The 22155-nt window shown below is 52.2% G+C and carries 17 protein-coding genes and 4 pseudogenes; 14 read left to right on the forward strand and 7 right to left on the reverse strand.

Translation table 11 applies throughout. The annotated features are described in order from the left end of the window. Window positions 1-71: 71 nt before the first annotated feature. The 4 genes and pseudogenes from eno to bglB all read left to right on the forward strand — a co-directional run bounded on the left by eno (window position 72) and on the right by bglB (window position 3544). The gene (eno, locus tag O1Q74_RS04090) at window positions 72-1367 is read left to right on the forward strand and encodes a phosphopyruvate hydratase (protein ID WP_271876265.1); all 1296 of its coding nucleotides are present in this window, start codon (window positions 72-74) and stop codon (window positions 1365-1367) included. A 484-nt stretch (window positions 1368-1851) separates the two neighbouring features. Beyond that, window positions 1852-2016, forward strand: coding sequence for a hypothetical protein (locus O1Q74_RS04095; RefSeq protein ID WP_271876266.1), 165 nt, complete (start codon window positions 1852-1854; stop codon window positions 2014-2016). 189 nt (window positions 2017-2205) lie between these two features. Then, window positions 2206-2368: pseudogene (locus O1Q74_RS04100) on the forward strand (MFS transporter); the annotation flags it as partial. A gap of 36 nt (window positions 2369-2404) precedes the next feature. Further along, the gene (gene bglB / locus O1Q74_RS04105; RefSeq protein ID WP_271876268.1) at window positions 2405-3544 is read left to right on the forward strand and encodes a beta-galactosidase BglB; all 1140 of its coding nucleotides are present in this window, start codon (window positions 2405-2407) and stop codon (window positions 3542-3544) included. A 371-nt stretch (window positions 3545-3915) separates the two neighbouring features. Here bglB and O1Q74_RS04110 read toward each other — a convergent pair. Both O1Q74_RS04110 and O1Q74_RS04115 read right to left on the reverse strand, forming a co-directional pair. Beyond that, a pseudogene (locus tag O1Q74_RS04110) lies at window positions 3916-4661 on the reverse strand (SDR family oxidoreductase). An 8-nt stretch (window positions 4662-4669) separates the two neighbouring features. Continuing rightward, window positions 4670-5653 (reverse strand): MBL fold metallo-hydrolase, encoded by a 984-nt coding sequence (locus O1Q74_RS04115; protein ID WP_271876269.1) that lies wholly within the window; start codon window positions 5651-5653, stop codon window positions 4670-4672. A gap of 204 nt (window positions 5654-5857) precedes the next feature. Here O1Q74_RS04115 and queE point away from each other — a divergent pair, with 204 nt between their 5' ends. Further along, window positions 5858-6529, forward strand: a complete 672-nt coding sequence (queE, locus tag O1Q74_RS04120) for a 7-carboxy-7-deazaguanine synthase QueE (protein WP_271876270.1) — start codon at window positions 5858-5860, stop codon at window positions 6527-6529. A gap of 74 nt (window positions 6530-6603) precedes the next feature. Here the strand turns inward: queE and queD are convergent, their stop codons facing one another. Further along, a complete protein-coding gene (gene queD, locus O1Q74_RS04125; RefSeq protein WP_271876274.1) occupies window positions 6604-6966 on the reverse strand; it encodes a 6-carboxytetrahydropterin synthase QueD in 363 nt (120 codons plus the stop codon). Window positions 6967-7476: 510 nt separating this feature from the next. Continuing rightward, window positions 7477-8217 (reverse strand): EAL domain-containing protein, encoded by a 741-nt coding sequence (locus tag O1Q74_RS04130; RefSeq protein WP_271876277.1) that lies wholly within the window; start codon window positions 8215-8217, stop codon window positions 7477-7479. Window positions 8218-8741: 524 nt separating this feature from the next. Here O1Q74_RS04130 and O1Q74_RS04135 point away from each other — a divergent pair. From O1Q74_RS04135 to O1Q74_RS04175, 9 genes are all read left to right on the forward strand, one after another. Further along, window positions 8742-10466, forward strand: a complete 1725-nt coding sequence (locus O1Q74_RS04135; RefSeq protein WP_271876279.1) for a PilZ domain-containing protein — start codon at window positions 8742-8744, stop codon at window positions 10464-10466. A gap of 695 nt (window positions 10467-11161) precedes the next feature. After that, window positions 11162-12991: an NADPH-dependent assimilatory sulfite reductase flavoprotein subunit gene (gene cysJ, locus O1Q74_RS04140; protein WP_271876282.1), complete on the forward strand. Its 1830-nt coding sequence runs from the start codon at window positions 11162-11164 to the stop codon at window positions 12989-12991. Continuing rightward, complete coding sequence (gene cysI, locus O1Q74_RS04145) at window positions 12991-14724, forward strand: assimilatory sulfite reductase (NADPH) hemoprotein subunit (protein ID WP_271876285.1); 1734 nt, start codon at window positions 12991-12993, stop codon at window positions 14722-14724. The genes cysJ and cysI overlap by 1 nt, the downstream gene beginning before the upstream one ends. A gap of 12 nt (window positions 14725-14736) precedes the next feature. Next, entirely contained in the window at window positions 14737-15471 is a 735-nt protein-coding gene (locus O1Q74_RS04150) for a phosphoadenylyl-sulfate reductase (protein WP_271876288.1), read from the forward strand. A gap of 160 nt (window positions 15472-15631) precedes the next feature. Continuing rightward, window positions 15632-17074, forward strand: a complete 1443-nt coding sequence (cysG, locus tag O1Q74_RS04155) for a siroheme synthase CysG (protein ID WP_271876291.1) — start codon at window positions 15632-15634, stop codon at window positions 17072-17074. Between the two features lie 9 nt (window positions 17075-17083). Beyond that, window positions 17084-17992: a sulfate adenylyltransferase subunit CysD gene (gene cysD, locus O1Q74_RS04160; protein ID WP_010299862.1), complete on the forward strand. Its 909-nt coding sequence runs from the start codon at window positions 17084-17086 to the stop codon at window positions 17990-17992. A 74-nt stretch (window positions 17993-18066) separates the two neighbouring features. Continuing rightward, entirely contained in the window at window positions 18067-19494 is a 1428-nt protein-coding gene (gene cysN / locus O1Q74_RS04165; RefSeq protein WP_442953136.1) for a sulfate adenylyltransferase subunit CysN, read from the forward strand. Then, window positions 19433-20113 carry an adenylyl-sulfate kinase gene (cysC, locus tag O1Q74_RS04170; RefSeq protein WP_271876297.1) on the forward strand — a complete coding sequence of 227 codons (681 nt, stop codon included), beginning with the start codon at window positions 19433-19435 and terminating at the stop codon, window positions 20111-20113. The genes cysN and cysC overlap by 62 nt, the downstream gene beginning before the upstream one ends. A gap of 58 nt (window positions 20114-20171) precedes the next feature. Further along, entirely contained in the window at window positions 20172-20504 is a 333-nt protein-coding gene (locus O1Q74_RS04175; protein ID WP_442953118.1) for a DUF3561 family protein, read from the forward strand. A 57-nt stretch (window positions 20505-20561) separates the two neighbouring features. Here the strand turns inward: O1Q74_RS04175 and O1Q74_RS04180 are convergent, their stop codons facing one another. From O1Q74_RS04180 to O1Q74_RS04190, 3 genes and pseudogenes are all read right to left on the reverse strand, one after another. Then, on the reverse strand, window positions 20562-21284 hold the full coding sequence (locus O1Q74_RS04180) for an amino acid ABC transporter ATP-binding protein (protein ID WP_271878733.1): 723 nt from the start codon (window positions 21282-21284) through the stop codon (window positions 20562-20564). Continuing rightward, a pseudogene (locus O1Q74_RS04185) lies at window positions 21271-21489 on the reverse strand (amino acid ABC transporter permease); the annotation flags it as partial. The pseudogene O1Q74_RS04185 and the gene O1Q74_RS04180, both read right to left, overlap by 14 nt. Further along, window positions 21485-22018 (reverse strand): annotated as a pseudogene (locus tag O1Q74_RS04190) (transporter substrate-binding domain-containing protein); the annotation flags it as partial. The pseudogenes O1Q74_RS04185 and O1Q74_RS04190, both read right to left, overlap by 5 nt. Window positions 22019-22155: the final 137 nt, after the last annotated feature.

The raw sequence follows: 22155 nt of genomic DNA on the forward strand, positions 1-22155 counted from the left end.
ATCGCGCGTTGTTCGTCTAGGGTTTTAGTTCTATCTAAAGTTTTAGTTTAACTTGTACTGAGGAAAATCTAATGTCCAAAATTGTTAAAGTCATCGGCCGTGAAATCATCGACTCACGCGGAAACCCAACTGTTGAAGCGGAAGTTCATCTGGAAGGTGGTTTTGTAGGTCTGGCTGCTGCGCCATCAGGAGCTTCTACTGGCTCTCGCGAAGCGCTGGAACTGCGTGACGGTGACAAATCCCGTTTTCTGGGCAAAGGCGTAACGAAAGCCGTTGCCGCTGTTAACGGCCCGATTGCTCAGGCTGTTGTGGGTAAAGACGCGAAAGATCAGGCGAACATCGACAAGATCATGATCGATCTGGACGGTACTGAAAACAAATCTAAGTTTGGTGCTAACGCCATTCTGGCTGTTTCTCTGGCTGCCGCTAAAGCCGCAGCAGCGTCAAAAGGCCTGCCATTGTATGCTCACATCGCTGAACTGAACGGCACCCCAGGCAAATACTCTATGCCACTGCCAATGATGAACATCATCAACGGTGGCGAGCACGCAGATAACAACGTTGATATCCAGGAATTCATGATTCAGCCTGTTGGCGCGAAAACGCTGAAAGAAGCCATCCGTATGGGTTCTGAAGTGTTCCACACCCTGGCTAAAGTTCTGAAATCCAAAGGTATGGGTACGGCTGTTGGTGACGAAGGTGGCTATGCGCCAAACCTGGGTTCCAACGCCGAAGCGCTGGCTGTTATCGCTGAAGCGGTAAAAGCGGCAGGCTACGAGCTGGGCAAAGACATCACGCTGGCGATGGACTGTGCAGCATCTGAATTCTACAAAGATGGTAAATACGTTCTGGCTGGCGAAGGCAACAAAGCGTTCACCTCTGAAGAATTCACTCACTTCCTGGAAGATCTGACCAAACAGTACCCAATCGTGTCTATCGAAGACGGTCTGGACGAATCTGATTGGGCTGGCTTCGCGTACCAAACTAAAGTTCTGGGCGACAAAATCCAGCTTGTTGGTGACGATCTGTTCGTAACCAACACCAAGATCCTGAAAGAAGGTATCGAGAAAGGCATCGCTAACTCCATCCTGATCAAATTCAACCAGATCGGTTCTCTGACCGAAACGCTGGCTGCAATTAAAATGGCGAAAGATGCAGGCTACACGGCTGTGATCTCTCACCGTTCAGGCGAGACTGAAGATGCAACCATCGCTGACCTGGCAGTAGGTACAGCGGCTGGCCAGATCAAGACCGGTTCTATGAGCCGTTCTGACCGTGTTGCTAAGTACAACCAGCTGATTCGTATCGAAGAAGCGCTGGGTGATGCTGCACCCTTCAACGGTCTGAAAGAAGTTAAAGGCCAGTAATTGCGTCTTTGGTGTATCAGGTCGCTGAGAAAACGGCCTGATATACGCCAACGTGATTAACCCTAAAAATCCAGAAGCGTGAAAACGTTTCTGGATTTTTTATGGCAGACATCCTTGTCTGCCACCCTGCGGACGCAACGCTTTGCGTTGTTCAAAACGTTGACGTTTGCCCTGAAACTCGAATTATTTAGGGTATATACCCTAAATAATTCGAGTTGCGTGAAGGCGGCAACCGAGCGACAAATTCGTCGGGAACGAATTTGACCAGCCAACGGCTGGCCTTCGGTGAGAGACAGGATGTCTCTCATTTCATCCCCAGGAGCTTACTCAGGTAAGTGGCTGGGGTGAGTAAGGACAAATCGGCTTAGCCGATTTGAACGCCGCTTGCGGCGGCTCTTTAGAGCGAGGCTCAGAGATGAGCCGAGTATTGCCAACGCACAAGCAGCTTGAAGTATGACGGGTATAAAATCCCTATTGGTATCGTATGTCACTTATCCGTCTACGCACATTTGTGGAAGTCTATCGGCAGTGCTCAATTAGCGGGCAACTCGCTCACTCAGCCTATGGTGTTGCAGAACATTGCCGAGGTGTCGGTGAGGCGCGTGAGGAGAACGGTGTGACGCCAACGTCAGCAGCAGTCGCTGAATGATAGGCTTGATGAAGGATCGTCATAAACGAATGGTAGGTTCCATTCAGATAAAATGGTTTTTTATAAAATCTTTGAAGCGGATCGCACCAATCTTTCCCGTGCTGCCAGCGTGGGAGGTGTGATGGCAAAAGCGCAAAGGTTTTCACGATCGCCGGGCGTTACGGTAGCAGCATGTCTCCTTCATAACTAAAAATGTTCGAAGCTTGGCGACCTGTGCCGGAGAGGATTACACCGCAGGCCGCGGGCAACGGTCGAAATGCTGGCTGGCATGTCGTATACATCGCTGTGGGGCAACAACAACATCGGCTACCTGAACCGCCATAAAGGCGATAAGCCAGCCACGCAGTCGTAACTGTATTGAATTGATAACTCAATTGGATGAATGACTATGACCGTATTCAGTGTAAAACATAGCCCGCTTTTACGTCAGCCGGAACGCTTCATCTCCCGTGAGGATCTGAAGGCGCTGATTTGCCGCATCACCGACAATCTGGTGAATATTGAGGATAAAACCGGTGAGTTCTTGTTACGGCTGGACGATGGTCGGGTGATTGATACCAAAGGTTGGGCAGGCTGGGAATGGACGCACGGCATCGGGCTGTACGGGATTTACCAGTATTACCAGCAAACGGGCGACGAGCAGATGCGCGCCATCATCGACGATTGGTTTACTGCTCGTCTGGCGGAAGGCACGCCGACGAAGAATGTGAACACGGTGTGTCCGTTCCTGACGCTGGCTTATCGCTATGAAGAAACGGGCGATGCGCGCTGGCTACCGTATCTGGAGCGCTGGGCGGAGTGGGTAATGTATGAAATGCCGCGCACGGACAAGCAGGGCTTGCAGCACATTGTTTATAACAATGAAAACCACCAGCAATTGTGGGACGACACGCTGATGATGAGCGTGCTGCCGCTGGCGAAAATCGGCAAGCTGTTAAACCGACCGGAGTTTGTGGAAGAAGCCACGTATCAGTTCCTGCTGCATGTGCAATATCTGATGGATCGCGAAAGCGGCCTGTGGTTCCACGGTTGGACGTTCGAAGGGCAGCACAACTACGCCAAAGCACGCTGGGCGCGTGGCAATAGCTGGCTGACGATCGTGATTCCTGAGTTTATCGAACTGCTGGATCTGCCGGAACACAACGCGACGCGACGCTTCCTGTTGCAGGTGCTGGAAAGCCAGATTGAAGCGCTGGCGAAATATCAGGATGACAGCGGTCTGTGGCACACATTGATCGACGATCCGAATTCGTATCTTGAAAGCTCAGCAACCGCCGGTTTTGCCTACGGTATTTTGAAAGCGGTGCGCAAGCGTTACGTCGATCCGAGTTACGCGGAGGTCGCGGAGAAAGCGATTCGCGGCGTGGTCAATCACGTCAATAAGGATGGTGAACTGACGCAGGTGTCATTCGGCACCGCGATGGGCAACGATCTGGATTTCTACCGCAACATCGCGCTGACCTCCATGCCGTACGGCCAGGCAATGGCGATCCTCTGCCTGGCGGAATACTTGCGGGTCTATTTGTAACAGGTCATCGCAACTCTTATATGCAAATGCTGTGAATTTCTATGGTTTGGCCGTTATCCGGCGTGAAAATTATGCAGCGGTGCGCTTGACCGCCGAGTGAGCGACAGGACGTCGCGAAAGCCAGCGCCATGCCGGGAGCATGTCGCTGGCGGCTCGAAAAGCGGGCATGGGCACCGATGGAACCGCGTAGCGGCATAATTTAGTCGGAAGCCTGGGTTCGTAGGGCGGCGGCGACTGAGCCGCCCTACGTCGGGCGCGTATACAGTATCGCATACGAATGGTGGTGGCGTGGCGCACGAAAGCTTCTCTTAATCTGCATATAAATGTGATTAAGAGATATGCTAAGCGGGAGGAACCTGCATAGGTTGTGTCTATTTCCCGCCCGCCAGATCGATAAAATTCCCAGTAACGTAAGACGCGTCATCTGATAGCAGCCAGCCTATTGCTTGCGCGACCTCCATCGGGTGACCACCTCGTTTCATAGGCAGCGAATGTTTGATGCGATCGACTCGTGCCGGTTCGCCGCCGTCAGCGTGCATATCGGTATAAATAAAACCAGGCCGCACGGCGTTAACGCGAATGCCTTGATCGGCAACTTCCAGCGATAAACCAATGGTCAGCGTATCGAGCGCGCCCTTTGATGCTGCATAATCAATATATTCATGCGGTGACCCTGGCCGGGCGGCAGCGGAGGACACGTTGACGATAGCGCCACCTTTTCCACCTGGCGGAACGCCATACGCTTGACCGCTTCCCGGGCACAGAGAAAACTGCCTACCGTATTAGTCGCAAAAATGTTGTTAAGCCGCACGGCATCAAGCTGTTCAATCGTGGCTTGAGGTTTAAGCATCGCAGCGTTATTCACCAGACCTGTGAGGCAGCCAAGTTCTTTATCCGTCTGCTTAAAAAGCGCAATAACCTGCTCTTCATCGGCGATATCGACCTGAACGGCGATGGCCGTTCCGCCTTTAGCGCGAATCTCTTCGAGGACGCTATCTGCGCTATCCCGTTGTGTACGGTAGCCGATGCAAATCTTGTGGCCTTTTCCTGCCAGATAGCACGCGGTGGCGCGTCCAATGCCGCGTGAACCGCCAGTAATCAACGTAATACGTTCCATTCTGACACCTAATTTTTTAGTCCTGACAGGCTGTAGTTCGCCGGAAGCCAGCGGTAGCCGTTGGTGGTGCCGTTGCGTTCCAGACGTGTACCCACGTGGCCGATGCCGGGGAAGGGCAGATGAGCACCTGCAACCCAGTAACCCTGACTGGCGGCGTCGGCCAGCGCTTTATTACGGGATTCTGTCGCCTGATCCATATTTGAATCAAAGCTGATGGTGGTAGCCGGTAAGCTCATCTGCACCGCTTCCGCATGAATGATGTCTCCCCAGGCCAGCAGCTTTTTGCCTTCGCTCTCAATCATAAAAGATGTATGCCCCGGTGTATGTCCCGGACTCGGAATGACGGTGATGCCGGGCAACAACGTTGCCTGCTGAGCCGGGAACGTTTTCTGCTTGTTCTCTTTGCGAATGGCATCAAAGGTACCTTGCACGCGTTGGAACGCGGCCTTTCTGTTCTCTGGCGCACTCTTCAGATTATCCGGGCTGAGCCAAAAATCGGTTTCTGGCTGGCTGACATACACGGTGGCATTCGGGTAGTTCAGCTTATTGTCCTGCACTAAACCGCCAAAATGGTCGCCGTGTAGGTGGGTCATCAATATGGTGTCGACCTGCTCAGGTTTATAACCCGCCGCAATCAGATTTGGCAGCACTTTTCCGACCGTAGGATTGTTTTGTTTACCGTTACCCGTGTCTATCAGAATCAGGTGTGTGCCGGTATTGACCAAATAGGCGTTAATGGAGGTTTCCACCTGAGGCGTCAGCGCCTTTTCTGCCAGCAGTTCGGTGATTTTTTCTGGTGGGGCGCGCTGTAACAGCTTGTCCATCGGCATGGTATTCGTGCCATCAGCCAGCGCGGTAATTTCGAACTGGCCCAGCATCATGCGGTAATAGCCCGGTTGAGTTTTAATCTGCGCGATGTCCTGCGCCTGAGAAAATGCAGGCACAAAGGCACACGAGACGAGTAATAGGGCTAACGGTTTCAATAACTTCATTGATTCTTGTCCTTGTTAGTAATGAAACGTAATAAAAGCAGGCGAAGTCTTAACAACAGATTGATTATTGACGCACGGAGCGAATTACTCAACTGTCCCCGAGCTGACGTGTTCCCGCCGGATTTGCCACCGCATTGCTGACGTCCTGCAACGCGAATGATTTAGGGTATAATGCATTTTTAAGTGAACGAGACAGTGAAAACCATGCAGTACCCGATTAATGAAATATTCCAGACGTTACAGGGCGAAGGCTATTTTACCGGTGTTCCTGCGGTGTTTGTGCGCCTGCAAGGCTGCCCGGTCGGCTGTAGCTGGTGCGATACCAAACATACCTGGGACAAACTGGCAGAGCGGGAAACCTCATTGGATCAGGTGCTGGTAAAAACGGAAGAAAGCGATGCCTGGGGCGCAGCGACGGCGGATGACATTCTGGCGCTGATGACGCAACAGGGCTACACGGCGCGCCACATTGTGATCACTGGCGGTGAGCCGTGCATCCACGATTTGACACCGCTGACGCTACAGCTGGAAAAGCAGGGCTTCAACTGCCAGATCGAAACCAGCGGCACTCATGAGGTGCGCTGTTCGCCAAAAACCTGGGTGACGGTATCGCCGAAGGTGAATATGCGCGGTGGTATGAAAGTGCTCGATCGGGCGCTGCAACGAGCGGATGAGATCAAACACCCGGTGGCGCGTGAGCGTGATATTGAAGCACTGGATGCGCTACTGGCGCGGCTTGATGATGATAAGCCGCGCATCGTAGCGCTACAGCCGATCAGCCAGAAAGACGATGCGACCAAGCTGTGTATTGCGACCTGCATCGCCCGCAACTGGCGGCTGTCTATGCAGACACATAAATACCTGAATATTGCCTGATAGTTATCGACTGATGGTTATTGGTTGATAGTAGCGGCGTGAGAGCAGGATGTTCATCGCGCCGCGATGCCTTATTACTCGCCCTTATAGATGCAGCCAGCGGTACAGGTTTCTTTCACCATCACGGCGCTGAGCAGTGGTAATGTCGGCTTCAACTGATACCAGATCCAGTGCGCCAGTACTTCGCTGGTTGGGTTTTCCAACCCAGGGATCTCATTCAGATAATGGTGATCCAACCGTTCCCACGTCGGTTTAAACGCGGCTTTCAGCTCAGAGAAATCCATCACCCAGCCGGTATGTGGATCCACTTCACCGGTAATTTCCAGTCTCACCATGAAAGAGTGCCCATGCAGCCGCCCACATTTGTGGCCTTCCGGCACGTGAGGCAAATGATGTGCGGCTTCAAACTGAAAATCTTTAAATAGCGTAGTGACCATAGCGAAGTTCCCGGTTTCGTTCTGAATAAAGGGGATTTCAGAACATAGTATGCAAAAAACCGTCGCATACTACCGGAAAGTGTTGCGTGAAGCACTTATTCTTCCAACTGTACGGTCTCGGTAGCTTGCGTAAACTGTTCATAGCCACTACTGACGATGAATTCACCCCTCCTCCAGTTGCAGGCAAAAAATGAACAGATTGCAGCGCGATTGCTGACTTTTGGCTGTGTTTGACGCAGATGAGATCTGCGGAGACCATGTTTGTTATCCAGTAATTCAGGGAGAGAAGCCGTCAATTCGTGGGAAAATACCGCTCTTTGTGTTGCCGATACAGCGTCAGCTACTTTTCCCGGGCATAATCGATGGTAGAGATGGCTTGTCGCCAACACTAAATATCCTGCATATTGCGTTCCTGCGTGCGCCCGTTGACACTGATGGGAGTATCGCATTGATACACGATCGTACAAGGATAAATTCCTGAGGCGAACATCAGAAATGTTAACTTGTTTGCTAAAAACCTTCCAGCAGCCTTAATTGGCTGAATGTTAACGGGCGATAGAAGATATATCCTTGAATCCCAATGGGGTGGTATTTATTTAACCGGTTCAAATCGGCCGACTTCTCAACGCCTTCACAGATGATATTGACTCCAAGAGGAATGAGTTTGTTCAGTAAGACCTTTAGTTTTTGTGATTTTGTCTCTTCTTTACCGATGCCGTCGATAATAGAGCGATCGATTTTTATGGTATCGAAGTCAAACAAGCTCAGGCTGTCTATTTGTAGATTTCCTGCGCCGAAGTCATCTAATGAAATCATAAAGCCATATTTCTTGGCCTGATTTAAAAAAGGTATCCCGTCTATTAGCTGTTGTCGGGTCGTTTTTTCACTGATCTCTATTTCTATATTCTGTGGGTTAACCTGATGCATGACGCATTTTTGATGTAATTTTTCCAGATAGACGGAATTATTAAAAAGCAAATGTGAAAGATTGAATGATATTGTCATACTACTTTTGTTTTTTATTACCTGGCAGACTACATCAAAAATAAAGTCAGTCACTTTATCGATGGCCTGATATTTCTCTATTTTATCTATTGTTTGTTGCGTCGATATGAGTACACCTTCCGAATTATAAAACCTGGCGAGGGCTTCATAGCGGAATATTTTATTGTGAGGGAGATGGATGATAGGCTGGAACTCTGCTGTCAGCCTAAGAATTTTTCCATCAATATTCAATGTTGTTGTATTCATTTTACTGATGACTCACCCTCTCCATAGAAATAGGAATTCCACAGCCTTACTCGTCTGGATTCTACACAGCAATTTGGAATAGTTGGAAATTGTTTAAAATGATCAATAATTCATGTTTAATAGTTTTCGTCTATTAAATGAAATTTAATGATCGTTTAAATCTATGTGTGTTGTGGTGTTTTATTCTTGTTTTTTTATTTATTTGATTTTTTTAAGTTGTTTTGTTTTGCTTGGTTGGTTTTTAAGTTTTTTTTGTGTGAATTTAAATCAATTTGGCGGTTGTGTACGAGCATTGTGACTTTATGTCATCCTTGTTAGGATGATAAACAGCGTTAAGATCGACGTTTCGTAATGATATTGAAGGATGAAAAATCAGAAATTGCATCTGAATTACATTTTACTTAGTGAAAATAGGCATTTTTATAAAGCCGTGAACCCCGCATGAAAGTTTGTTTTTATTAAAAGGAAAGTCCTTTTTTGGATTTTTTGGTATATCACCATCGTGTTAATAGGTAGATATTATAGTGGAACACTTTTCTCCTCCTCCCGCTAAAGTCATTAGCACATTGTTGCAACATCACTGTGTGATGTCTATCTATGCCAAGGATATGCTATATGCATTAAAGGCAGACGTTTCGGAATTGAATCTGGATAAAAATCGTATTGTGTTGGCAGTAGAATATTCTGGATCGGATATTGACAGATACCTTTCCGATGGTGGTTTGAATTTTGATTTGGAGGCGCTCAAAGGCACGGAAAAAATAGAACGGGAAACCTACAGTCTTTGCAATATTCCGACCCAATTATTCAAGACGGATAGCATGCTTTATCGTCTGGAGTGCCTTTTGCCAGAATCTGTTTTCGTCACTGAAAACCGAGGGGCGATTCGTATCCCTTTTATTCTTGGCATGCAGGCTCGTGTCCGTATCGACATTTATATGCACACGCTTAACGTGCCTGGAACGCTGCGTAATTTATCGATTGGTGGCTGCCTGGTCGAAATCGATCTGGTTGAAAGTATTGCGATTGACGTGGGTCAGGACATTCCTGGCATTACGCTTGAGTTTCCTAACGGGGAAAGCTTTCATGCCGAGGGAAGAATTCGCCACATACGCCCGTTTGGGAATAATGGGTATGCGGCTGTCGGTATCCAGTTTATCAATTTGTCGTCATCCCAGTCTGAAGCCCTGCTTCAGTACACGAATGAGTCGGAAAGAGAGGCGGCATACCGAACCGGCGTCACTGGCAGCATGGTGTATTCATCCCCGTTGTTTATTCCGGGCATCAAGGAGAAAAATCTGTTGCTGCGAGAAAGCCAGGAACGTGAGAAACGTACTCGCCAGACTCCCATGGAACGCGGCGTCATGGAGATTGCCCATCGGCTTCAGATTGGGCTGATGTACATAAAAACGCGTAATCAGTTGCCTGTTGAGATCTTTTATGACTGTGTTGATACCTTGCTGTATATGGTCAAAAAAGATCGAAAGGCTTTCCTGTATGCGCTGTCGTTCCTGCGCGATGAGGCGGACTGGGTCAGGCATGCGGTGCAGGTTGCAGGCAGATTGGCCGACATGCTGTTAATTGCCGATCCACACGATCCCCATGTGCGTGAGGCGGTGTTAGGCGCATTACTCCACACGATGGGCAAGCCGCTGCTGGTCAACGCCCGTCTTCCGTCGCTCAAGGTCAATATGAATCCGGCGCAGAAAGCGATCCTTAGCGGTCATGTAGAAGTGCTGTGCGCGAAGTTACGTGAGCTAGGCTGGTCTATAACCCCCACCTGCCGCGATGTGATCGAGAATGCCAATGAGCGTTTGGACGGCAGCGGCTATCCGCAAGGCAAACTCGCCGAACCATTGTCGCCGTTAGTCCGGCTGGTCTCTGTAATTAAGGCAATTAATAAGCTCAGGCATGCGCGTAATGGTATTTCTCCCCGCACGCCATTGGCCGCCTATCGTAAAATCTATGAGGCTAACGGCGCCTATGATAAGGCTGTGCTGGTCAAATACGTGCAGATTTATGGCCTCTATCCCATCGGCAGTCTGGCGAAATATTCGGGAGGCTTTCTGGGATGGGTGATGGATATTGATAAAAAGGGTAAGCCTATCGTGGTGCATCTCACCAAGAACCTGCGATTTCCTGATACCAATATCAGCAGTGTCGTTTCTAATGGCGACTTGCAGCAGGTCGGTAAGCTCGAAAACATCGTTCATCCTGACGATTTCGGCATGAAGGTCCTGAAAATTTAGTGAGCACCTTGTTTGTAGCTGTCTCTTAGCAACATTTTTATGCCACTGTGGGGGCAGTTTCGTGCGCGATAATACCGTTATTGTCATGCTACCTCGTAGCACGCGCCCGACACGGGGCGGCTCAAACGCCGCTCGCCCCGTGACCCCTGGCTTTCGGCGGGGAATTATGCCGCTGACGCGGTTCCTTCGTCGGTATCAGGCTTAACGGATCGCTTGCGACACGTTTACTCGCCCCATAAATGGGGCTCGCCCTTCGGGCCAGCACGAGTGCTGTTCAAAAACGTCTCTGACGTTTTTGTCCGACGTGGCGCAAGCTCTCGCCGCGTCCATGCGGCTCATCCTAAGCCTGCTATCTCCTCAGCATAATTTTTTACGCCGGATAACGGCAAAATCCGCGATGCTCTTTGTATTTACGTATGAAGGACTGGTTTATATGGGCTGCGCATAAGCCCCTCTTTCTCGAATGCATTCTTACTGATATCGCCATGTAACGCGCGCGTCGTCAGGCATAACACTTTAAGCAATAAGGATTATCAGAAAAACCATTTAGTCATTTTGGTTATTTAATATTTCCATCATTTCTTTAATTGTTAAGATGCAGATCGTTACCCTTATCCTCCATCCATCTTTTTATTGCATGTTTTTGTATTAGCGTCGTTGGCTAACAGCACAGGCACAAGGAAACAGACATCACAATGACTACTCCGGTTTCCCCCACTTCATTGCTTCCGCTGAGTGCGGAGCAATTAACGCGTTTACAGGCGGCAACCGGTGATTTCTCATCGACGCAGCTGGCCTGGCTATCCGGCTATTTCTGGGGGCTGGTTCAGCAGCCTGGGAATGTGCAGCCGGGGGCGATAACTGCCACGGCAACGACCGCCACCGCAGTCACGGTGCCAGTACAAACGATCACACTGATCTCCGCTTCACAGACCGGCAATGCGCGTCGGGTTGCGGAGCAGCTGCGTGACGATCTGCTGGCAGCCAAGCTGTCCGTCAATCTGGTCAATGCCGGTGATTACAAGTTCAAGCAAATCGGGCAGGAAAAACTGCTGCTGATCGTCGCCTCGACGCAGGGGGAAGGAGAGCCACCGGAAGAGGCGGTCGCACTGCATAAGTTCCTGCTGTCCAAAAAAGCGCCGGCGCTGAAAGACACGGCATTTGCCGTGTTTGGTCTGGGTGATACTTCTTATGAATTCTTCAGCAAGGCGGGTAAGGATTTCGATAGCCGTCTGGCTGAGTTAGGCGCTGAACGTCTGCTTGATCGCGTTGATGCCGATGTCGATTATCAGGCGCTGGCCGAGCAATGGCGCCGTCAGTTAGTTGATATTTTGCAGGCGCGTGTGCCGGTGCAGGGAACGGCGGTAGCACAGCTCGCTTCCCAAGGGGCACTGGATGAAATTACCAGCAGCCCATACAGCAAAGCGTCCCCGCTGCATTCCACGTTTGCGGTGAATCAGAAAGTCACCGGACGTAACTCCGAAAAAGATGTGCGCCATATTGAGATCGATCTCGGGGATTCCGGTTTGCGTTATCAGCCAGGTGACGCGCTGGGCGTGTGGTTTGATAACGATCCCGCGTTGGTGCAGGAACTACTGGAGTTGCTGTGGCTGAAAGGTGATGAGTCTGTCAGCGTTGACGGCAAGACGCTGCCATTATCGCAGGCGCTGAAAAGCCACTTCGAGCTGACGCAGAACACGGCGCCGATCGTCGAGAAATATGCGGCACTGTCGCGCAATGAAACACTGCTGTCGCTGATAGCCGATAAACCTGCGCTGCAACAGTTTGCACAGCGTACGCCGCTGGTGGATATGGTGCGACAGGCACCGACTGAGCTGACGGCGGATCAACTGCTGGGTCTGCTGCGTCCGCTGACGCCGCGTCTTTATTCCATTGCCTCGTCGCAGGCGGAAGTCGAAAGCGAAGTACACATCACCGTTGGAGTGGTGCGCTACGACTACGAAGGGCGCGCGCGCGCGGGTGGCGCATCCAGCTATCTGGCCGACAGGCTGAGCGAAGACGATGAAATCCGCGTGTTCATCGAACATAACGATAACTTCCGTCTGCCTGCCAATTCTGACACGCCGGTCATCATGATTGGGCCGGGCACCGGAATTGCGCCGTTCCGCGCGTTTATGCAGCAGCGCGATGCCGAAGGGGCCGAAGGGAAAAACTGGCTATTCTTTGGTAATCCACACTTCACGGAAGACTTCCTGTATCAGGTTGAATGGCAGCGCTACGTTAAAGATGGGTTGCTGACGAACATCGATCTGGCCTGGTCGCGCGATCAGGCGCATAAGGTCTATGTACAGGACAAACTGCGCGAAAAAGGCGCAGAAGTCTGGCGCTGGATTCAGGACGGTGCACACCTGTATGTGTGTGGTGATGCCAACCGTATGGCGAAAGACGTCGAGCAGGCGCTGTTGGATGTGATAGTTGAGCATGGCGGCATGGACAGTGAACAAGCCGATGAGTTTTTAAGCGATCTGCGCCTTGAGCGCCGTTATCAGCGAGATGTGTACTAATGAGCGAAAAATACGTTTTCAGTGAAAAACACCCTGGTCCCTTGGTGGTAGAAGGGAAACTCACTGATGCTGAGCGCATGAAGACTGAAAGTAACTTCCTGCGCGGCACAATTGCTGAAGACCTGAACGATGGTCTGACCGGCGGTTTCAAAGGCGACAATTTTCTGCTGATCCGTTTCCACGGTATGTATCAGCAGGATGACCGTGATATTCGCGCCGAGCGTGCCGAGCAGAAACTGGAACCGCGCCATGCCATGCTGCTGCGCTGCCGTCTGCCCGGTGGCGTGATGACGCCGGAGCAGTGGTTGCGGATCGATAAATTTGCTGGCGAAAGCACGATATATGGCAGCATTCGTATCACCAACCGCCAGACGTTCCAGTATCACGGTATTCTCAAATCGAACGTGAAGCCGGTACACCAGATGCTGAATAGCATTGGTCTGGATGCGCTGGCGACGGCAAACGACATGAACCGTAACGTGCTGTGTACGTCTAACCCGATCGAGTCCGAACTGCATCAGCAGGCGTATGAGTGGGCGAAAAAGATCTCTGAACATCTGCTGCCGCGGACGCGTGCCTATGCCGAGATCTGGATGGATCAGGAAAAGGTCGCAACGACGGATGAAGAACCGATTCTGGGGTCGACGTATCTGCCACGTAAGTTCAAAACCACGGTCGTGGTTCCGCCGCAGAACGATGTGGACCTGCATGCGAACGATCTCAATTTTGTCGCGATTGCCGATAATGGCCGTCTGGTGGGCTTCAACGTGCTGGTGGGCGGTGGGCTGTCTATCGCGCACGGTGATAAAGAAACTTACCCGCGTACCGCCAGCGAGCTGGGCTACATTTCCATCGAACATACGCTGACCATCGCGGAAGCGGTGGTGACGACGCAGCGCGATTGGGGCAACCGTACTAACCGTAAAAATGCGAAAACCAAATACACGCTGGAGCGTGTGGGTGTAGACAACTTCAAGCAGGAAGTGGAAGCGCGTGCCGGTGTGAAATTTGAAGCGGTGCGTCCGTATGAATTCACCGGACGTGGCGATCGTATCGGTTGGGTAAAAGGCATCGACAATAAATGGCATCTGACGCTGTTTATCGAAAATGGCCGTATTCTGGATTATCCGGGTCGTCCGCTGAAAACGGGTCTGGCGGAAATCGCTAAGATCCACAAAGGGGATTTCCGCTTAACGGCAAACCAGAATTTGATCATCGCGGGCGTTCCTGCACGGAGCAAAGCGAAGATCGATGCACTGGCGCGTGAACACGGTTTGATTGATGACGGCGTCAGCGAGCAGCGCAAGAACTCAATGGCCTGTGTGTCGTTCCCAACCTGTCCGCTGGCGATGGCGGAAGCCGAGCGTTTCCTGCCGGAGTTTGTCACAAAAGTGGAAGACATCATGCAGCAGCACGGCGTGGGAGATGAACACATTGTGCTGCGTGTCACGGGTTGCCCGAACGGCTGTGGCCGCGCAATGCTGGCGGAAATCGGTCTGGTGGGTAAAGCGGTAGGACGTTATAACCTGCACCTCGGTGGGAATCGCGAGGGAACACGCATTCCCCGCATGTATCGCGAGAACATTAATGAAACCGAGATCCTGGCAGAAATCGATCGGCTTATCGGGCTGTGGGCGCAGGATCGCCAGCCGAATGAAGGCTTCGGTGATTTCACCATTCGCACCAATATCATTAAACCGGTGCTGGATCCCGCCCGCGATTTTTATGACTGACAGGAGAGCCTGATGGCCGAATTTAACCTTGAGGCGCTCAACGCGTTACCGAAAGCGGAGCAGGCGGCAGCGCTGGCTGTCGTGAATGGTCAGCTTGAACAGCTATCGGCGCAGGAAAGAGTGAGCTGGGCGCTGGAGAATCTGCCGGGTGACTATGTGTTGTCGTCCAGCTTCGGCACTCAGGCTGCGGTATCGCTGCATCTGGTGACGCAGCAGCGGCCGGATATTCCGGTCATTCTCACTGACACGGGCTACCTATTTCCTGAAACCTATCAGTTTATTGATGCGCTGACGGAACAGCTGAAGCTGAATCTGCAAGTCTATCGCGCTGCTGAATCTCCGGCCTGGCAAGAGGCGCGCTACGGTAAGCTGTGGGAACAGGGCGTGGGAGGCATTGAGCGCTACAACCTCCTGAATAAAGTCGAGCCGATGAATCGGGCGCTGAGCGAGTTAAAGGCGAAAACGTGGTTTGCTGGCCTGCGCCGTGAGCAGTCCGGCAGTCGGGGTGAATTACCGGTGCTGGCGATTCAGCGTGGCGTCTTCAAATTCCTGCCGATTATCGATTGGGATAACCGCACGGTGTATCAATATCTGAAAGAAAATGGCCTGAGCTACCACCCGCTGTGGGATCAGGGCTATCTGTCTGTTGGTGATACGCACACCACCCGCAAATGGGAACCGGGCATGAGCGAAGAAGAAACCCGCTTCTTCGGCCTGAAACGCGAGTGCGGGCTGCACGAAGGGTAAACAGAAACCGGGCACCGCCCGGTTTTTTATCGCCTGAATAACGCTTGTGAACGTATTGTTATTCCATTACGGAACTTGTCATTCCAATTCGGCATTTCATAAGTGTTCTGTCCTCACCGTATAGTCGCATTATCTACTTTTTTGCTTAGTTAAGGCGATTGTGAACTATCTCCCTTTATTTGCCGATCTTCGTCAGCGTCCGGTACTGGTTGTCGGCGGCGGCGAGGTTGCGACGCGCAAAATCGATCTACTGCAACGCGCGGGTGCGGAGGTAAAAATCGTCGCGCAGGCGCTGGCTGAACCGTTGGCTGTGCAGCATCAGGCCGGGCAGGTTGAATGGCTGGCGCAATCTTTTACGCCTGATTTGCTATCCGGCGTGTTTCTGGTGATTGCCGCTACGGATGATGCCGAGCTGAACGCGGCGGTGTTTGAGGCGGCCAATCAGCGTCATTTGCTGGTGAACGTGGTGGACGATCAGCCGAAGTGCTCGTTTATTTTCCCCTCGATTGTCGATCGCTCTCCGCTGGTCGTCGCCATTTCCTCGGGCGGTCAGGCACCGGTGCTGGCGCGTCTGCTGCGTGAAAAGCTGGAATCCTTACTGCCGACCAGTCTGGGCACGATGGCGGATATCGCCGGAAGCTGGCGTGACAGGATTAAAACCCGGTTGCATTCGATGTCGGCGCGTCGTCGTTTTTGGGAACGGCTGTTTGTCGGGCGTTTTGCTGCACTGGTTTCTGCCGGACAGCTGGCGCAGGCTGAAGACGAATTGCAACAGCAGCTTACGCTTCAGCAAGAGGAACAACAGCAGCCAGCGGCGGCACGCGGTGAAGTGGCGCTGGTTGGTGCCGGTCCCGGTGATGCTGGCTTGCTGACGCTACGAGGATTACAGGTGATGCAGCAGGCGGATGTAGTGCTGTATGACCATCTGGTTAGTGCCGAGGTGCTGGATCTGGTGCGCCGCGATGCCGAACGCATCTGCGTTGGGAAACGTGCCAGCGCGCATTCGCTGCCGCAAGATGAGATTAATCAGCTATTGGTGACGCTGGCGCAGGAAGGTAAACGCGTCGTGCGCCTGAAAGGTGGCGATCCCTTCATCTTTGGCCGTGGTGGCGAAGAACTGCAAGCGGTGGCACAAGCAGGGCTTACGTTTCAGGTGGTGCCCGGCGTGACAGCCGCAGCAGGCGTGACGGCGTATGCGGGGATCCCGTTGACGCACCGTGACTACGCGCAGAGCGTGCTTTTTATTACTGGTCACTGTCGCCCGGATGGTGACGAACTGGACTGGTCAACGCTGGCGCGTGGACGTCAGACGCTGGCAATTTATATGGGAACGATGAAGGCGGCAGAAATTGCGCAGCAGCTTATCGCGCATGGCCGCTCATCACAGACCCCTGTCGCGGTCATCAGTCGCGGCACCCGACACGATCAGCAGGTGCAAATCGGCACGCTGCAAGAGTTAGAACATTTGGCACGGCAAGCGCCGACACCGGCGCTGCTGGTGATTGGTGAGGTGGTGGATTTACATCATCAGATTGCCTGGTTTGGTCAGACAACGCCGACGGTGCCGCAAGACAGCCGCCCAGCGGTAGTAAACTTGGCTTAAGGAAAGGGTATGGACGAGAAACGACTCACGCATTTACGGCAGCTTGAGGCCGAAAGCATTCACATCATCCGCGAAGTGGCGGCCGAGTTCAGTAACCCGGTGATGATGTATTCCATCGGCAAAGACTCTTCGGTGATGCTGCATCTGGCGCGCAAGGCGTTCTATCCGGGTTCGCTGCCTTTCCCGCTGCTGCACGTTGATACCGGCTGGAAATTTCGTGAAATGTACGAATTTCGTGACCGGACGGCGAAGGCCTACGGCTGTGAACTGCTGGTGCACCGCAACCCGCAGGGCGAAGCATTGGGGATTAACCCTTTCGTACACGGCAGCGCCAAGCACACCGACATCATGAAAACCGAAGGGCTGAAGCAGGCGTTGGATAAATACGGTTTTGATGCCGCATTTGGCGGTGCGCGTCGCGATGAAGAGAAGTCGCGTGCCAAAGAGCGTATATACTCCTTCCGCGATCGCTTCCACCGCTGGGATCCGAAGAACCAGCGTCCGGAACTGTGGCATAACTACAACGGCCAGATTAACAAGGGTGAGAGCATCCGCGTGTTCCCGCTCTCCAATTGGACTGAACTGGATATTTGGCAATATATCTATCTGGAAAACATCGATATTGTCCCGCTATACCTGGCCGCCCCGCGTCCGGTGGTGGAGCGCGATGGCATGCTGCTGATGGTGGATGACGACCGCATCGACCTGCAACCGGGGGAAGTCATCGAACAGCGTATGGTGCGCTTCCGTACGCTGGGCTGCTGGCCGCTGACGGGCGCGGTGGCATCCGAGGCGCAGACGTTGCCGGAAATCATCGAAGAGATGCTGGTTTCCACCACCAGCGAGCGTCAGGGACGGGTAATTGACCGCGATCAGGCCGGTTCAATGGAACTGAAAAAGCGTCAAGGGTATTTCTGAGGAATCGTCGAATGAGCCAAATTTCGTTAAAAGACACAGCGGCAGACAATGCGGCTGAGAAAGATGCTGTTGCCATCAACAATGCGATTGCACAGCAGATCGCCGAGCAGGGTGGTGTGGAAGCCTATTTGCACGCACAGCAGGATAAAACGCTGCTGCGTTTCCTGACCTGCGGCAGCGTCGACGATGGAAAAAGTACGCTGATAGGCCGTTTGCTACACGATACGCGCCAAATTTATGAAGATCAGCTCAGCACGTTGCACAATGACAGCAAGCGTATTGGTACGCAGGGCGAAAAGCTGGATCTGGCACTGTTGGTCGATGGGCTTCAGGCTGAGCGCGAGCAGGGCATCACGATCGATGTGGCTTATCGCTACTTCTCAACGGAAAAACGTAAATTTATCATCGCCGATACGCCGGGACACGAGCAGTACACGCGCAACATGGCAACGGGGGCGTCAACCTGTGAGCTGGCGATTCTGCTGATTGACGCACGTAAAGGCGTATTGGATCAAACTCGTCGTCACAGCTTTATTGCGACCCTGCTGGGGATTCGCGATCTGGTGGTGGCGGTGAACAAAATGGATTTAGTGGATTATCAGCAAACGGTATTTGAGCAGTTTAAACAGGATTATCTGGATTTTGCCCAGCAACTGCCTGCCGATCTGAACATTACCTTTGTGCCGATTTCCGCACTGGATGGCGACAATGTCGCGACGCCGAGTATAACGATGGACTGGTATACCGGGCCGACGCTGCTGGATGTGCTGGAAACGGTCAATGTGGCACAGCGCACGCTGGAGCAGCCGATGCGCTTCCCGGTGCAATATGTCAACCGCCCGAATCTGGATTTCCGCGGCTACGCGGGAACGCTGGCATCCGGTATTATCCGCGTCGGACAGCGGGTTAAAGTGCTGCCGTCCGGCGTAGAATCTACCGTTAGCCGCATTGTGACCTTTGACGGTGATTTACCGCAGGCGCAGGCGGGTGAAGCGATTACGTTGGTGTTAGCGGATGAGGTGGATATCAGCCGTGGCGATCTGCTGGTCGATAGTAGCGAATCACTGAAAGCAGTGCAGCATGCGTTGGTGGATGTTGTCTGGATGGCGGAACAGCCGCTGGTGCCGGGACAGAGCTATGACATCAAGATTGGTGGTAAGAAAACGCGTGCCCGGGTCGAGAATATTCAGTATCAGGTTGAGATTAATACGCTAACGCAGCGCGTCGCGGAGAACCTGCCGCTGAATGGCATCGGTTCGGTTGAGCTGATCTTTGATGAGCCGCTGGTGCTGGACAACTATCAGCACAACGCGGTGACGGGCGGCATGATCTTTATCGATCGTCTGAGCAACGTCACGGTAGGCGCGGGTCTGGTGCGGGAACCTATCGAGCAGGTGTATCAGGAGCCGGGCGCGTACAGCGCGTTTGAGCTGGAACTGAATGCGCTGGTACGTCGTCACTTCCCGCATTGGGGTGCGCGCGACCTGCTGGGAGGCAAATAACGTGTCTTTACGCGATGAACCGACTGACGAGAACGTCGTCTGGCATGCGCACGATGTCACCCGTGAGTCGCGCGAGAAGTTGCATGGTCATCAGGGCGTGGTTATCTGGTTTACCGGGCTGTCAGGTTCCGGTAAATCCACGCTGGCGGGAGCGCTGGAGCAGGCGCTACACGCTCGTGGCGTCAGCACTTACCTGCTGGATGGCGACAACGTCCGGCACGGCCTGTGCCGGGATTTGGGCTTCACCGATGACGATAGGCGCGAGAACATTCGCCGCGTGGGTGAAGTCGCCAAACTGATGGTGGATGCCGGTCTGGTGGTCCTGACCGCGTTTATCTCGCCGCACCGCGCTGAGCGAAAAATGGTGCAGGATTTACTGGGCGAAGGGCAGTTCATTGAAGTCTTCGTCGATACGCCGTTAGCGACCTGTGAAGCGCGCGATCCTAAGGGGTTGTATAAAAAAGCCCGGGCGGGAGAACTGCGTAATTTCACCGGGATCGACTCGGCGTATGAAGCGCCGGACGCGCCCGATAGTCATCTGGATGGCGAACAATTAGTAACAAATTTGACAGGCCAATTGTTAGATCTGCTTGGCAAGAGAGCTATTATCAAGCTCTGACACCCCCGCTTTTTTTCACCGCGCTGTTGGGTGATGCTGGGGAAGAATGGGAAAGATTATGCAAAATGCCACGCAGTTAACGATTAGCAAGACGCGGCCAGCGCAAGACGAGGATGACGGCGTTTCCTACCTGTTTATGGGAGCGGTGACGGGGTTCTCCTTCTATTGGTTGGCCTTTAGCATCCCCTTTCTGGTATACGGCTCCAATACCACGTTTTTCTTCATGCTCTACACCTGGCCGTTCTTTCTGGCGCTGATGCCGTTTTCGGTGCTGGTTGGCGTCGGGTTTAGCTTTCTGCTGAGAGGCTATATTTTTTATACGCTTTTTGCGACGGGACTGACGGTGATCTGCCTGTTCTGGCTGGTATTTTCTTTTCTGACGGGGTGGTAAGAAAGGCTGTCAGCGTAGAAGAGGCTGACAGCCTCGGTTTTACCGTTTATAGCGTATTCACAGTACCTTGCTTAGGAAAGCCTGCGTGCGCGGGTTACTGGGATGCGTAAATATCGCCTCTGGCGTTCCCTGTTCCTGAATAATCCCCTGATCGATAAAGATCACTCTATCCGCTACTTCTCTGGCAAAGGCCATTTCATGGGTCACGATGACCATGGTCATGCCTTCATTCGCTAGCGTTTTCATGACGGCTAACACTTCGCCAACCAGTTCAGGATCCAGCGCGGAGGTCGGTTCATCAAACAGCATGATGGCCGGTTCCATCGCTAACGCGCGGGCAATCGCGACGCGCTGCTGTTGACCTCCAGACAGGCTGTTCGGCCAGGCATCAATTTTATCCAGCAAACCGACTTTACTGAGCAACGCCTTAGCTCGCTCAACGGCCTCTGCGCGGGGCAATTTTTTCACATCCATCGGTGCCATAATCACATTTTCTAACACCGTCATGTGTGGGAACAGATTAAAGCGCTGAAACACCATACCCACGCTTTCGCGCATGCGATTGATGTCGGTTTTCTTATCGTGAATGGCAAAACCGTTGACCGTAATCTCACCCGCCGATAGTGTCTCCAGCGCGTTAATACAGCGCAGAAAGGTACTTTTTCCTGAACCTGATGGACCAATCAGGCAGAGCACTTCCTGAGGCGCGATGTCACAGGAAATACCGCGCAGGACGTGTGTATCCCCAAACTGTTTTTGCAGGTTTTTAACGTGAATCACTTTTGCCAAACCTCGTTTCCATGTGCCGCACCAGCAGCGAAAGCAGGAAAGTAATAACCCAGTAGACGATAGAGATCGCCAGGTAGGGTTCCCAGTACGTGGCGTAAGCCCCTGATACCGTGCGGGCGGCATAGGCAAGATCGGCCAATCCGATCGCCGACGCCAGCGAGGAATCTTTCACAATCGCGATGGCGTTGTTACCCAACCGCTGCACCCACGCCATCTTCATACAGCTCTTGTAACATTAACGGCGTGTTATCGAAGCGCTTAATCGATGTACTGTTTTTCCCTAATACGTCGGAGACCACGATATCGGCGGTACTGGAGTTCACGACACCGACTTTGTGATCTTTCAATGCGGCAATCGAGTCGATCGTTGAGCCTTTAGGTACCACAATAGACTGCTCGGCAGGGAAATAAGGCGCGGAGAAATCGACCATTTGCTTACGTTTGTCGGTAATCGTGATACCCGAAATGATAATGTCACGGTCACCGGAATTAAGGGTCGCGAAGATGCCTTCCCACGGCGTATTGATCAGCTTGATATTAAAATTCTCTGCCTTGGCGATAGCTTTAATAATATCAAAGCCTTCCAGCTCTTTCTGCGCGTTTTCAAACTCGAAGGGGCGATAGGTGCCGCCAGATCCGACAACGTAAGTAGGCTCAGCGGCGAAGGCGCTGGTAGAGAGTGCGGTGGCGAAGAGCGCACCAACAAATAACAGTTTCTTGAACATGGTTTTCTCCTGGTTTAAATGTAACATTTTCTTTTTTTATGCACTTTGAATGCATAAAAATACACAGATAGCATGAATGGTTCAACTGACGTTTTCCGGGGGACGGTGTTATCTACGTTATTTCTGGACGTCTGCGT

Source organism: Pectobacterium sp. A5351, from assembly GCF_028335745.1.
GTDB lineage: Bacteria > Pseudomonadota > Gammaproteobacteria > Enterobacterales > Enterobacteriaceae > Pectobacterium.